Below are 13,234 nucleotides of genomic sequence, written 5' to 3' on the forward strand. Positions count from 1 at the left end.
GCTCGGACCCGGCGCGGGGGACAACGCCGCCGCCGGGTTCGGGGTCGGCGCCGGACCCGGCGACGTGGTCGTCTCGATCGGCACCTCCGGCACCGTGTTCAGCGTCGCCGACGCCCCGGCCGCCGACCCGACGGGGATCGTCGCCGGCTTCGCCGACGCCAGCGGCCGGTTCCTGCCGCTGGTCTGCACCCTCAACGCGGCCCGGGTGCTGGACGCCGCCGCCGGGATGCTGCGGGTCGGCTTGGACGAGTTGGCCGAGCTGGCGCTGGCGGCACCGCCCGGTGCGGACGGGCTGGTCCTGGTGCCGTACCTGGAGGGTGAGCGGACGCCGAACCGGCCGCTGGCCACCGGGGCGGTGCACGGGCTGACCCTGGGTACCTCGACCCCGGCCCACCTGGCCCGGGCAGCGGTGGAGGGCCTGCTCTGCGCGCTCGCCGACGGGCTGGACGCGCTGGCCGCCCACGGGGCGACCGTCCGGCGGGTGATCCTGGTCGGTGGTGGGGCCCGCTCCGCCGCCGTCCGCCGGATCGCCGCCCAGGTCTTCGGCAGCCCGGTGGTCGTCCCACCCCCCGGCGAGTACGTCGCCGACGGGGCCGCCCGCCAGGCCGCCTGGCTGGCCCTCGGCGGTGCGGAACCGCCGTCGTGGTCACCGTCCGGCACCGAGGAGTACGCCGCCGAGCCGGTACCGGCCATCCGGGAGCGTTACGCCGAGGCCCGGGAGCGTCACCTGGACCGCCTGACGGCCGAATAGCGCACGCGTTCCGGGCCGGGGTGCGACACCGCCCCGGCCCGGATCCCGCCGCCCAAGGTCGTGCTCGCCCCAAGGTCGTGCTCGATCCAGGATCGAGTGGTCATTGCGGCGCCGGGATGCCACTCGATCCAGGATCGAGCGTGATCTCGGCAAGGCGGGGCCGCACGGTCGTCGGGCCGCGCGGATCGGTGGCGCGGGTTCGGACCGGTCCGCCGTCGCGGTGACGGGATGGGTGGACCCGGTGACCAGGCCGATATCCGGTCCTGGTTGGCTGCCGGCATGACCTTGCGCACGGGCCGATCCGCGCGGGTGTGGGGCGGGAGCGCCACGCACCGGATCTACAGCGTCGTGGTCTTCGTGCTGCTCGCCTCGCTGGACAACGTGGCGATCGGGCTGGTGCCGCCGCTCTACGGCGCGATCGCCGACTCCTTCGCGGTGCCGCAGCGCCTGCTCGGCCTGGTCACCGCGATCAGCTTCCTGGTCAGTGCCGTCGCGGCGGTCGGCTGGGCGTATTTCGGGGACCGCACCAACCGCAAGCCACTGCTCATGATCGGCACGCTGATCTGGGCGGTCGGCACCGGCGGTAGCGGTCTGGCCGACAACTACCCGACGTTCCTCGCCGCGCAGTTGCTGGCGGCGATCGGGCTCGGTGCGGTCGGATCGGTCGGCTTCTCGGTCGTCACCGACCTGATCTCGCCCCGCCGCCGTGGCCTGGTGATGAGCTTCTGGGGACTCTCCCAGGGCATCGGCACGCTGGCCGGCACGCTGGTCGGCGGGCTGCTGGGCGCGGCCGACTGGCGACGCCCGTTCCTCCTGCTCACCGTCGTCGGCCTGGCCGCCACCGCGGCGTACCTGTTCACCTACGACATCCGGCGCGGGCAGAGCGAACCGGAACTGGCCGCCGCGCTCGCGAGCGGTGCCGAGTACGACCACCGGATCAGCCGCTCCGACCTGCCGGTCATCCTCGGACGGCGGACCAACCGGTGGCTCGTCCTGCAGGGCCTCACCGCACAGGCCGCGTTCGGTTCGCTGGTCTGGCTGCCGGTGCTCTTCACCGAGCGGGCACGCGACCAGGGCTACTCACCGGCGACGGCGATCGTGGTGGGCAGCGTCTTCGCCACCCTGTTCCAGCTCGGCGGCGTGTTCTCCATCGTCGGCGGTCTGATCGGCGACGCGCTGCAACGGCGTACGCCCTCCGGCCGGGCCCTGGTCGCCGCGGTCGGCATCCTCGCCGCGGTCCCGCTCTACCTGGTGCTGTTCTTCGTGCCGATCCGCATCGACGTGCCCGACGGCGCCGGTACCGGCGCGGTGGTGGCGGCGGTGGTGGGCAGCGTGTTCACCGAGCCGACGGTCGGGCTGAGCCTGCTCACCGCGCTGCTGGCGTTGGCGTTGACGTCGGCGAACTCACCGAACTGGTTCGCGTTGATCGCCGACGCCAACCCGCCCGAGCACCGGGGCACCGTCTACAGCCTCGGCAACCTGGTCAACGGGGTGGGGCGGGCGGCCGGCAACGGGCTGGTCGGCGTGGTCTTCCACGCCCTGCGGGCGGCCTTCCCGCCGCCGCTGAACTACGCCGTCGGGCTGGCCGCGTTCCAGCTCTTCTTCATCCCCACCGGGATCATGTACTGGTTCGCCGCCCGGACGTCGCCCAAGGACATCGCCGACGTCCGCGACCTGCTGCACACCCGCGCCGAAAAGCTGTGACAGATGTAAGGAAGGGCCCCTTGTTAACGCCTCGTGCATAGCAAGGGCCCCCTGTTAACAGCAGCCGCCAGCCGGCGAGCCCTACCCGAGTATCCCCGGGAGGGCGGCGCCCGGCCCGCCGCAGCACGCGGCGGGCGGTGTTAACAAGGGGCCCTTCCTCTACCTCAGGCGTTAATAAGGTGCCCTTCCTTGCACCGGACCTACGTCGGTCAGGGGGTGTGGAGCCAGACGGTGACGTCGGTGGGGAGGGAGCCGTCCTCGTTGAGCGGGGCGCTGCTGTGCAGCACCTCGCCGTCGGGCACCGGCACGGACTCCGGGCCGAAGTTGGTCGAGACGACCAGGTCGCCGTTGCGGAAGGTCAGCACGTCGTCGCCGGAGGAGAGCCACTCCAGGGTGCCCCGACCCAACCCGTGCGTACGCCGCAGCCGCAACGCCGTGCGGTACATCTCGTACGTCGAGCCGGGCACGTCGCGCTGGCGGTCCCGGGCGTACTCGGCCCAGACCGGCGGCTGCGGCAGCCAGCTCGCGTTGGTGGGCCCGAACCCGTACGACGGGGCGTCGGCCTCCCACGGGATCGGCACCCGGCAGCCGTCGCGGCCCCGCTGGGTGTGCCCACTGCGTTCCCAGGTCGGGTCCTGCCGGGCCTCGTCGGGCAGGCTGGTGTGCTCGGGCAGACCCAACTCCTCGCCCTGGTAGAGGTAGGCCGAACCGGGCAGGCCGAGCATCAGCAGGGTGGCCGCCCGGGCACGGCGCAGCCCGAGCGCAGCATCCGGCTGCTCGTCGCCGACGCCGATGCCGTTGGGCCGGGCGGTGCCGACCGGCAGCCCGAGCCGGGACGCGTGCCGGACCACGTCGTGGTTGGAGAGCACCCACGTGGTGGGTGCGCCGACCGCGTCGGTGGCCTCCAGAGACCGGGTGATCACCGCGTACTGGGCGGGGGCGGTCCAGGAGGCGACCAGGTACTCGAAGTTGAACGCCTGGTGCATCTCGTCGGGGCGGACGTAGCGGGCCAGCCGTTCGGCCGGCTCCACCCAGGCCTCGGCGACCAGGACGCGTTCCCCGGGGTAGCCGTCCAACAGCCGCCGCCACTCCCGGTAGATCTCGTGTACGCCGTCCTGGTCCCACATCGGCGGGCGGGGCTTGTCGGCCTCCTGCCCGGAGAGGATCTCCTGCGGCTCCCGCCAGTCGGCGAGGTCGGCCTGCTTGACCAGCCCGTGCGCGACGTCGACGCGGAAGCCGTCCACGCCTCGGTCCAGCCAGAACCGCAGCACGTCCAGGAACTCGGTGCGTACCTCCGGTGCGTCCCAGTTCAGGTCGGGCTGGGCGGTGTCGAACAGGTGCAGGTACCACTGCCCGTTGGGGACCCGGGTCCAGGCCGGTCCGCCGAAGACGCTCTGCCAGTCGTTGGGCGGCTCCGTGCCGTCCGGGCCCCGGCCGTCGCGGAAGACGTACCGCTGCCGTTCGGGGCTGCCCGGCGCGGCGGCCAGGGCGGCCTGGAACCACCGGTGTGCCGATGAGGTGTGGTTGGGCACCAGGTCGACGATCACCCGCAGCCCCCGGGCGCGGGCCTGCGCGATCAGCTCGTCGGCGTCGGCGAGCGTGCCGAACAGCGGCTCCACGTCCCGGTAGTCGGCCACGTCGTAACCGGCGTCGGCCTGCGGCGACGGATAGAACGGGGAGAGCCAGACCGCGTCGACCCCCAGTTCGGCGAGGTGGTCGAGGCGGGCGGTGATTCCCGGCAGGTCGCCGATCCCGTCGCCGTTGGCGTCGGCGAACGAGCGCGGGTAGATCTGGTAGATCACCGCCTCGGTCCACCAGCCCGTGATCGGGGCGGAGGGCGTGGTCTGCTGCGTCGCGTTGTCGTTCAGGACGGACTCCCGTAATCGAGCCGGCCCGGCGGGTCGCCGGACGACGATGGTGACTGGTCGTTAGTGTGCCCGCGCCGGTGCGGTCGATTCCCGCACGACGAGCCGAGTGTTCAGGATCACCGGCGACGTGGCCCGGTGCGGTCCGGGCTGCCGGGGCGGTCCGGCGAGCGGGTCGAGCAGCAGTTTCGCGGCCAACCGGCCCTGCTCGGCGGCGGGCTGGGCGATGGTGCTCAGCCCGAGCACCCCGGCGAGCGCGTGGTCGTCGATGCCGATCACGCTGACGTCCTGGGGTACCCGCAGGCCGGCGTCGCGTAACGCGGTCAGCGCGCCCATCGCCATCTCGTCACAGGCGGCGAAGATCGCGGTGGGCGGGTCGCCCCGACGCAGCAGTTCCTCGGTGGCCCGGGTGCCACCGGCGATGTCGAACCGGGACTCCACGTCGAGGCTCGGGTCGGGTGACAACCCGGCGGCGCGCAGCGCCTCCTGATAGCCCCGGCGCCGGTCCAGGTGCGCGGTGAAGGCGAGCTCGTCGTCGGGGTCGCCGGAGATGTGGGCGATGCGTCGGTGGCCGAGGTCCAGCAGGTGCCGGGTGGCGGTCCGCGCGGCAACCACGTCGTCGATGCGTACGCAGGGCCAGCCCGGTACGTCGGTGCCGGAGCTGACGGTCACGCCGGGCAGGTCGAGTGCGGCGAGGGCGCTCAGCTCGGGTGCCCGCAGCGGGGTGGCGACCAGCATCACCGCGTCCACCCGTTTGTGCAGGTTGGCGGGGTGCAGCAGCCGTTGCCGGTTCTGCTCCCGGCCACCGAGGTTGTGCAGCAGCAGGTCGTAGCCCGCCTGGTGCAGGAAGTCCTCGACCGCTTCGACGACGACGCCGAAGAACCACCGGGTGATCCGGGGGACGACCACCGCGACGGTGCCGGTGCGTCCGCCGGCCAGCCGGGAGGCGCTCGGCGACACGGCGTACTGCAACTGCTCGGCGGCGGCCAGCACCCGGTGTCGCGTGGCGGCCGACACGGTCGGCAGTCCGCGTAGTGCCCGGGAGACGGTGGCCGTGGAGACTCCGGCCAGCCGGGCGACGTCGTCGATCCTGGTCACGCTTACCCCGCTCATGTCCCGGGTGGTGCCGCCGTCGCCGTCGACGGCGGCACCACCCGGGGTGTCAGCCCTTGACGCTGCCGGCGAGCAGCCCTCGAACGAAGTAACGCTGCAACGACAGGAACACGATCAGCGGTACGACGATCGAGACGAACGCCCCGGCGGTCAGCCGTTGCCACTCGTTGCCGCGCGTACCGGCCAGTTCGGCCAGCCGGACGGTGAGTGGTGCGGTGACGTCGCTGCCACCGGCGAAGATGAGCGCGACCAGCAGGTCGTTCCAGACCCAGAGGAACTGGAAGATGCCGAACGCGGCCAGCGCGGGCGCCACCAGCGGCAACACGATGGTGCGGAAGATCCTGGGATGGGTGGCCCCGTCGACCCGCGCCGCCTCCATCAGGTCCTTCGGTAGCTGCGAGATGAAGTTGTGCAGCAGGAACACGGCGAAGGGCAACGCGAAACAGGTGTGCGCGAACCACACCTGGGCGAAGTTCTGCGCGCCGTCGAGGTTCCAGGCGGGCATCAGGGTGACGCCGCCGATGCTGACTCCGCGCGAGAAGAAGCTCAACAGTGGCACCAGCGCCATCTGCAACGGCACGATCTGGAGCGCGAAGATGCCGATGTAGACCCAGTCCCGGCCGCGGAAGTTGATCCACGCCAGCGCGTACGCGGCCAGCGCGGCGAACGCGAGCGGGAACAGTACCGACGGCAGGGTGATGACCAGCGAGTTGACGAAGTAGTTGGCGAGTTGTCCCGAGCCGGATGCCTGTCCGAACAGCACGTCCTGGTAGTTCTGCAGGGTGAACTGCGGGTCCCGGAAGAACGTCCACCAGCCGGTGGTCTTGAGTTGGGGCTCCGGCCGGAACGAGGAGACGAGCAGGCCGAACGTCGGGATGGTCCAGACGACCGCGATGACGATCGCGACCACGGTCGCGGTACGGCTGTTCAGCCGCTTGCGTACCCGGGACGCCCGCGTCGACGGGCCGTTGGTGTCCTGGGCGCCGGCGGCGACCGGGGGAGTGGTGGTGGTCATCTCAGCCCTCCCGTCGCTGCTGACGCAGGTTCCGGATCTGGAAGATCACGATCGGTAGCACCAGGATGAAGAGGAAGACCGCGAGGGCGGATCCCTGCCCGTTCTGGCCGTACCGGAACGCCTGGTTGTACATCTCGTTCGCGATCACGCTGGTGTCGTAGTTGCCGTTGGTCGTGGTGCGGACGATGTCGAAGACCTTCAGCGTGGCGATCGAGATGGTGACCACGACGACGATCATGGCCGGCCGGATGCTGGGCACGGTGATCTGCCGGAACATCTGCCAGGGGGTGACCCCGTCGAGGCGGGCCGCCTCCACGATGTCGGCCGGAATGGACTTGATCGCCGCGGAGAGCACCACCATGGCGAATCCGGCCTGGATCCAGACCATGATCACGATGAGCAGCAGCGTGTTCAGTGGTGAGTCGAGCAGCCACTGTCGGGGTTCGCCGCCGAGGCTGACGACGATCTGGTTGAGCAGACCGATCTGTTCCTGGCCCTCACCCCGATAGGCGTAGACGAACCGCCAGATGATGGCGGCGCCCACGAACGAGATCGCCATCGGCATGAAGATCAGCGACTTCGCCAGCGACTCCAGCCGGGCCTTGTCGACCAGCACGGCGTAGAGCAGGCCCATGCCGGTGGCGACCAGCGGGACCAGCGTCACCCAGACCAGCGTGTTGATCAGTACCCGGACGATCGCGTCCTCGGCGAACATCCAGCGGTAGTTGTCCAGACCGACCCAGTTCTGGCTGCCGCCGTCCATGAAGGACAGGAGCGTGGTGCGGATCGCCGGGACGACCAGGCCGATCATCAGCAGCAGTACGGTCGGCAGCAGGAAGAAGAGAGCGAACAGCCCCTCCCGGGGCTTGGTCCGGCGGGGCAGGGGCACGCCGCCGCCGGCGGAGGCCGCGACGAGTTGCGCCTCACGGCGCCGGGCGAAGAACGCCGGTACCACGTCGAGCAGGATGAGCAGGCCGCCGACCACCACTGCGAAGGCGACCAGCCCCCACAGCAACATCATCAGTTTCGGCGCCTGTGCGGCGAAGTCGAAGTTCATCAACCCTCCCAGAGGTGTCGGCAGAGCCGGTGGGCCGGCCCGCGCTCGCGGACCGGCCCACCACTGGACTTACTTGGGCCAGCTGCTCTCGATGCCCTGGAGGACCGTGGCGGTGTCCCGCCCGTTGATCCACTCGACCATGCCCTTCCAGAAGGTGCCGTTGCCGACGGCCGCCGGCATCAGGTCGGACCCGTCGAAGCGGAAGACCGAGCTGTCGTCCTGGAGAAGCTCCACGGACAGCTTGTCGATCGGGTTCGCGACGTTGGCCAGGTCGAGCTTGTTGTTGGCCGACACCCAGTCGCCGATCTTCGCGCGGCTGTTGGCGTGCTCACCGGACGCGAGGTACGTCTGCACCGCCTGCACCTCGGGACGGTCGCTGAACGCCGTCACGAACTCGCCGCCGCCCAGGACCGGCTTGCCCTTGGCCGGGTCGATGGCCGGGAAGTAGAACGCGAACACGTCGCCGTCCTCGGCCACCCGCGTGCCCTGCGGCCACTGGTTGGCGTAGAACGAGGCCTGCCGGTGCAGCGCGCACTTGCCGGCCGTGATCGGAACGCCCGCCTCCTGGAAGGAGGTGGTGGCGATGCTGCGCACCCCGCCGAAGCCGCCGTTGACGTACTTCTCGTTCTTCAGGATGGTGCCGGCGCGGTCGAGCGCCTCGGCGACCCGGGGGTCGTTGAACGGGATCTCGTGCTTGGTCCACTGGTCGTAGACCTCGGGAGTCTGCGTACGCAGCATCAGGTCTTCGATCCAGTCGGTGGCCGGCCAGCCGGTGGCCTCGCCGGACTCGATCCCGGCGCACCACGGCTTGGTGCCGCTGTCCGCGATCGTGTCGCTGAGCTTGATCATCTCGTCCCAGGTGGTCGGGACGGCCCAGCCCTTCTCCTGGAACATCTTCGGCGAGTACCAGACGAAGGACTTCACGTTCGAGCCGAGCGGCGCGCCGTAGAAGGTGCCGTTGACCGTGCTGTACGTCAGCCAGTCGGCCGGGTAGTTCTCCTCGGCCATCGCCTTGGTCTCGGCGCCGGCGGCCTTGATCTGGTCCCGCTCGGCGAACCGCTGGATCAGACCGGGCTGGGGGATGAACGCCAGGTCGGGGGCGTTGCCGCCGTCGACGCGTACGGGCAGCTGCGCCTCGAACTCACCACTGCCCTCGTGGTTGATCTCGATGCCGGTGCACTCTTCGAACTGCTTCCACGACTCGTCCAGCCGGTCGGCCTCGATGTCCCGGATCGACGAGTAGATCGACACCTTCTTGCCGTCGTGGCCCTGGTACTTCTCGTACGGGGCACACTCGGCGGAATCGGCGTTGGTGTTGTTGCCGCTACTGGTGCTGCTGCCGGTGCCGCAGGCGGTGGCGCCGAGCGCCAGTCCGAGCGCGCCGGCGATCACGAGGGCCTGGCGTGGCCTGGCAAAGACTGCCATGCCGTCCTCCTTCCTAGCCGGCGCCGGCCGGGATCGCATCCGGTGACCTGGCGCCGGTCCGATGGGCGTTTTCACATGTAAGCGCTTGCATCTCGCGCGGTCCAGCCCTGGGACGGACACGACCGAGTAACAATCCGGAAACCTGTCGTCGCTGCGTGGGTGCGCTCCCAGCGTCGGCGATCACCCTCGTCGATCGGCGTCCCCGACCTCCAGGCCCGACGGACCACCCCCCGGACAAGCCCACGCTCACGCCCGCCCCACTCCCAAGGGCCGCCGATTGTCATGGCGCGACCTGCTGCCGCCGCCCCACTCCCAATACCCGGTGCACTGTGACAGGGCGACCCGCCGCCGGTCGACCTATTCCCGACGGCCGACCCACGTCGACGGTCGACCGCACCCTCAACGGGTCGGGTCCGCAGGAGTTGACCAAGAAGTTTGCACCCTGAGTCGTCCCGCTCCATGACCAAACTTCTTGATCAACACGGGCGGTCGGTGCGCGGATGCGGATGGCTGCCTCGGCACGATCGCGAAGGGTGCCGGACGTGGCCTGCTGCTGATCGGGGCGATCCGCCCGTCTGGTCGGCAGGGGCCGTCGGGCGGGTCAGCCGTTGAGTTGCCAGATCGAGTAGTTCAGCGCCGCCGCGAAGGTCACCCAGGCCCAGTAGGGCAGCAGCAGGACGGCCGCCGCGGTGCTGACCCGCCGGAACAGCAGGACGGTCACGCCGATCGCCAACCACAGCAGCACGATCTCCGCGAAGGCCAGGCCGTACCGCCCGGCACCGAAGAACAGCGGGGTCCAGGCGGCGTTGAGCGCCAGCTGTACCACCCAGGCGAGCACGGCCGGGCCGAAACCGACCCGGCGCCAGACGAGCCAGCCGGCCAGCGCGATGGTCACGTACAGCAGCGTCCAGACCGGGCCGAACAACCAGGCCGGGGGTGCCCAGGAGGGCTGCTCGACGCTGCGGTACTCGTCCGCAGCGCCGACGGCGGCCAGGTTGCCGATGACCGCTGCCGCGATGACCGCCGCCGCGAACCCGGCCAACGCCCACCACTGCCGGGCGCCGCCTCGCCGGGTGTCGCTCGCACTCGTTCGCATGCTCACCTGCTTCTCCGTCGGTCAGGCCGGCAAACCCCACCGGCAGGGCGGGCTTCCGCCTCGGTGGATCGGCGGTATCCGCGGCCCGCGACGCGGACCGGGCCCGGACGCAAGCACGCCGGGGTCGCCGTGGCCGGTGACTCCTGTCGGGAGGACGGAGTTCCGGTCACGACGACCCCGGCGGGTCCGGGACAGGCGACGCGTTGCGCCGCCACGTCAACTGAAGATGCTCACACCACCCGGGCCCACGAGCAGGCCAACAACGATGAGGACGATGCCCCACAGGATCTGCCGGCGGAACAGCGCGAGGATGCCGGAGACCACCAGTACGACTGCGAGAATCCAGAGAATCAGCTCCATGTTTGCTGAATACCCCCCACTCCGACTCCGGAAACCTGCGGCTGATCAAGGTCTTCACCCAGATGGAAGACGCTGTACGCCTGCTTGATCACCGGGTGTGCGACGTTGCGGACGCGTACCCCGCCCGGCGTCGTGCCGCGCTCCGAGCCGTGGTGCGCGTGGCCGTGCAGGGCCAGCGCGGTGGGTGCCGAGTCGACCGCCTGCCCGAGCTGGTAGCAGCCCAGGAACGGGTAGATCTCCAGCGGCTCCCCGGCCAGCGTGTCCGGCACCGGCGAATAGTGGGTCAACGCCACCAACGTGTCGCAGTCCAGTGAGCGCAGCGCGGCACTCAGCCGGTCCGCGCTCTCGGTCGTGGTGCGGACGAACGCCTTCATCTCCGGTTCGCCGAAGTCGCTGGCGCACCGACCGGCGAACCCGCCGCCGAAGCCCTTCACCCCGGCGACGCCGAGTCGGCCGCCGGCGCAGTCCAGCACCACGCCGTCGCCCTCCAGCACGATGATCCCCGCCTCCTGCAACGCGCCGACCACCTGCGGCACCTGGTCGCACTGGTGGTCGTGGTTGCCGAGCACGGCGATGACCGGTACCCCCAGCCCGCCGAACTCCCGTGCCACGCACCGGGCCTCCGCCTCGGTGCCGTGCCGGGTCAGGTCACCGGCGAGCAGCAGCACGTCGGCCTTGTCCGGCAGTTCCTCCAGGGCCGGCCGGAAACGGCCGACCACATCCTCGTCCACGTGTACGTCGCCCACCGCGGCGATCCGGATAGCCATCGCGCCTCCTCAGGGCAGTTGCTCGATCTCAGTGGGCGCCTGCGCGCGGATCACCCCGATGTCGCTGGTGACCGGCTCCTCGGGGAAGCGCTCGGTTACCCGGCGCAGGATCTCCTCCCGTCGGTGGGCGCTCTCCACCTCACCCCGGAGCACCAGACCGCGATCCGTACGGACCACGGAGATGCCCTGCTCGGCGACGGCGGGATCCTCGGCGAGCAGCCGGTGGATCTCCGCCTCGACGTACTCGTCCGGCGGCCCGGCGCCGGGGTCGCGGTACGTGGTCACGGTGTTCCCCTCCCGTCGGCCGTGCCGCCGTCGGGCACGACGTCCAGCCTGTCCAGCAGCACCAGGAACGCCTCCGCGTACGGCGAGTGCTGCGTCTCCTTGCGTACCCGTTCCCAGTCGATCTGCTCCCGCAGCGACCGGGCCAGCGGCAGCCCTCGCGCGAAGTCGCAGTAGTGCTGGGAGAAGCTGAGCAGTTTGTGCACCATCAACTGCGAGGCGGACAGCACCGGCATGTGGATGGCGTCCACCGGCCGCACGACCGTGTCGGCGAAGGTCTCCTCGGTCACCGGCGTCTCGATCGGGCGGTGGATCAGGTCCACCATCCGGCCGCCGTCGTAGACCTTGACCAGCCAGTCCTCCGGGGGTCGCTCGGCGGTGAACCCGGCCGCCACCAGCGCCTCCAGGGCGGCTTCGACGTCGGGCTCACGAATGAGGAAGTCGACGTCGTGCTCGCTGGAGTGACCGCCGTGCGCGTACACGGCGAAGCTGCCGCCGAGTGCGAACGGAATGTCCGACTGCTTGAGCACGGCGGCGACCTTCTTCAGTGTGTGCAGGAGAGTCTCGTCGTCGCGCTCGGCCATGTCGCCTCTCCCGTCGAACTCGTTCAGTGCTACCGGTGGGATGCCGGATCGGTACCCGGCAATCCGGTCGCCCACACCTGTGCGGCGCGGGTAAGGGCGCGATCAACCACATAACGGGATGAACCTCTCGGCTGTGATGCGGGGTTCGGATATCCTGTCGAGAGTGGCCAGATCGACGGGTATTCGGTGCGGCACGGCCCGACTGCGCACCGTGGCCCTGATCGGCGTGGACGGCTCGGGCAAGACCACTCAGGCGCACCGGCTCGCCGAGGCGCTCACCGCCGCCGGCCACCCGGCCACCTATCACCGCAACGCCGGGGGACGTCTCTGGTTGGGGCGAGCCGCGCACCGGCTCGGCCGACCGGACGCCCAGGGACTGGTCGGGCGCGACGGCATGCTGCTGCTGGAGTCCGTGCTGCGCTGGCTCGCCATCGCCATGGCCCTGCTCGGCAGCCTGTGCACCGGCCGGGTGGCGGTGATGGACCGGTACGCCGCATGCCAGTACGCGAGCCTGCGGGCACACGGGGGCCAGCGCTGGGAGCGGCTGGTCCGGGCCGCGTACCGGGTCTTCCCGCAGCCGCAGGTGACGTTCCTGTTGACGGTGCCGCCGTCCGAGGCATACCGGCGGATCGAGCGGCGCGGCACCGACCAGGAGAGCCTGCCCTACCTGACCGCCGCCGACCTCGCCTACCGCACCCTGCCGGAGTCGCCGGGCTTCGTACCGGTCGACGGGGACCGGCCGGCGGACCTGGTGGCCCGCGAGATCCGTGACCATCTCGCCGCATGGCTTCCCGCCGACGACGAGCCGGACGAGCCGGGTCCACGGCGGGTCAGGCCGTGGCTGCCCGGTCCGGCGACCGCGCTGGTCCCGATCCAGGCCCTGCCGTGGGCGACCGGGCCGGTCGCGATTCAGGCCCGGCCGTAGACCGGCACCGCGGCGCCGCTGGTCGGCGCGGAATCGTCGGAGGCCAGAAAGCGGATCACCGAGGCGATCTCGGCGGGGACCACCCAGCGGGAGTGGTCGGCGTCGGGCATCGCGGTCCGGTTGGAAGGCGTGTCGATGACGCTGGGCAGCACCGTGTTGCAGCGCACGCCCGCAGCCTTGTACTCCACCGCCACGGCCGAGGCGAAGCCGAGCACGGCGGCCTTGGCGGTCACGTAGCCGGCCACCCCGGGGAACGGCGCGAGGGCCGCCCGGGCCGCCACGCACACCAC

Annotated in this window: 14 protein-coding genes; 3 read left to right on the plus strand and 11 right to left on the minus strand. The window is 70.9% G+C overall.

Going from position 1 to position 13,234, the window contains the following annotated elements; all coding sequences use genetic code 11:
- Both EYA84_RS14595 and EYA84_RS14600 read left to right on the plus strand, forming a co-directional pair.
- On the plus strand, positions 1-751 hold a 751-nt coding region (locus tag EYA84_RS14595; protein WP_255446617.1), incomplete at its 5' end, for an FGGY-family carbohydrate kinase.
- Positions 752-1,030: 279 nt separating this feature from the next.
- The gene (locus EYA84_RS14600) at positions 1,031-2,455 is read left to right on the plus strand and encodes an MFS transporter (protein WP_131053590.1); all 1,425 of its coding nucleotides are present in this window, start codon (positions 1,031-1,033) and stop codon (positions 2,453-2,455) included.
- A gap of 209 nt (positions 2,456-2,664) precedes the next feature.
- On the opposite strand, the gene EYA84_RS14605 is transcribed toward EYA84_RS14600, so the two are convergent.
- The 10 genes from EYA84_RS14605 to EYA84_RS14645 all read right to left on the minus strand — a co-directional run bounded on the left by EYA84_RS14605 (position 2,665) and on the right by EYA84_RS14645 (position 12,061).
- On the minus strand, positions 2,665-4,323 hold the full coding sequence (locus tag EYA84_RS14605) for a glycoside hydrolase family 13 protein (RefSeq protein WP_131053592.1): 1,659 nt from the start codon (positions 4,321-4,323) through the stop codon (positions 2,665-2,667).
- A 60-nt stretch (positions 4,324-4,383) separates the two neighbouring features.
- A complete protein-coding gene (locus EYA84_RS14610) occupies positions 4,384-5,418 on the minus strand; it encodes a LacI family DNA-binding transcriptional regulator (RefSeq protein ID WP_131053603.1) in 1,035 nt (344 codons plus the stop codon).
- A gap of 64 nt (positions 5,419-5,482) precedes the next feature.
- Positions 5,483-6,448: a carbohydrate ABC transporter permease gene (locus EYA84_RS14615; protein WP_131053594.1), complete on the minus strand. Its 966-nt coding sequence runs from the start codon at positions 6,446-6,448 to the stop codon at positions 5,483-5,485.
- Position 6,449: 1 nt separating this feature from the next.
- Positions 6,450-7,505 carry a carbohydrate ABC transporter permease gene (locus tag EYA84_RS14620; RefSeq protein ID WP_131053595.1) on the minus strand — a complete coding sequence of 352 codons (1,056 nt, stop codon included), beginning with the start codon at positions 7,503-7,505 and terminating at the stop codon, positions 6,450-6,452.
- A gap of 69 nt (positions 7,506-7,574) precedes the next feature.
- A complete protein-coding gene (locus tag EYA84_RS14625; RefSeq protein ID WP_131053596.1) occupies positions 7,575-8,930 on the minus strand; it encodes an ABC transporter substrate-binding protein in 1,356 nt (451 codons plus the stop codon).
- Between the two features lie 601 nt (positions 8,931-9,531).
- Positions 9,532-10,026 carry a TspO/MBR family protein gene (locus EYA84_RS14630; protein ID WP_131053597.1) on the minus strand — a complete coding sequence of 165 codons (495 nt, stop codon included), beginning with the start codon at positions 10,024-10,026 and terminating at the stop codon, positions 9,532-9,534.
- Between the two features lie 216 nt (positions 10,027-10,242).
- Positions 10,243-10,386: a GPGG-motif small membrane protein gene (locus EYA84_RS32970; protein ID WP_162854360.1), complete on the minus strand. Its 144-nt coding sequence runs from the start codon at positions 10,384-10,386 to the stop codon at positions 10,243-10,245.
- The gene (locus EYA84_RS14635; protein WP_131053598.1) at positions 10,377-11,153 is read right to left on the minus strand and encodes a metallophosphoesterase; all 777 of its coding nucleotides are present in this window, start codon (positions 11,151-11,153) and stop codon (positions 10,377-10,379) included. The genes EYA84_RS32970 and EYA84_RS14635 overlap by 10 nt, the downstream gene beginning before the upstream one ends.
- 9 nt (positions 11,154-11,162) lie before the next feature.
- Complete coding sequence (locus EYA84_RS14640) at positions 11,163-11,438, minus strand: hypothetical protein (RefSeq protein WP_131053599.1); 276 nt, start codon at positions 11,436-11,438, stop codon at positions 11,163-11,165.
- Positions 11,435-12,061 carry a nucleotidyltransferase gene (locus tag EYA84_RS14645; protein ID WP_255446618.1) on the minus strand — a complete coding sequence of 209 codons (627 nt, stop codon included), beginning with the start codon at positions 12,059-12,061 and terminating at the stop codon, positions 11,435-11,437. The genes EYA84_RS14640 and EYA84_RS14645 overlap by 4 nt, the downstream gene beginning before the upstream one ends.
- A gap of 94 nt (positions 12,062-12,155) precedes the next feature.
- Between EYA84_RS14645 and EYA84_RS14650 the strand changes: the two genes are divergently transcribed.
- Positions 12,156-12,944, plus strand: a complete 789-nt coding sequence (locus EYA84_RS14650) for a dTMP kinase (RefSeq protein ID WP_131053601.1) — start codon at positions 12,156-12,158, stop codon at positions 12,942-12,944.
- On the opposite strand, the gene EYA84_RS14655 is transcribed toward EYA84_RS14650, so the two are convergent.
- On the minus strand, positions 12,929-13,234 hold a 306-nt coding region (locus tag EYA84_RS14655; protein WP_131053602.1), incomplete at its 5' end, for an SDR family oxidoreductase. The two genes, EYA84_RS14650 and EYA84_RS14655, sit on opposite strands and share 16 nt — an antisense overlap.

It is taken from the genome of Verrucosispora sp. SN26_14.1, from assembly GCF_004307965.1.
Taxonomy (GTDB): Bacteria; Actinomycetota; Actinomycetes; order Mycobacteriales; family Micromonosporaceae; genus Micromonospora.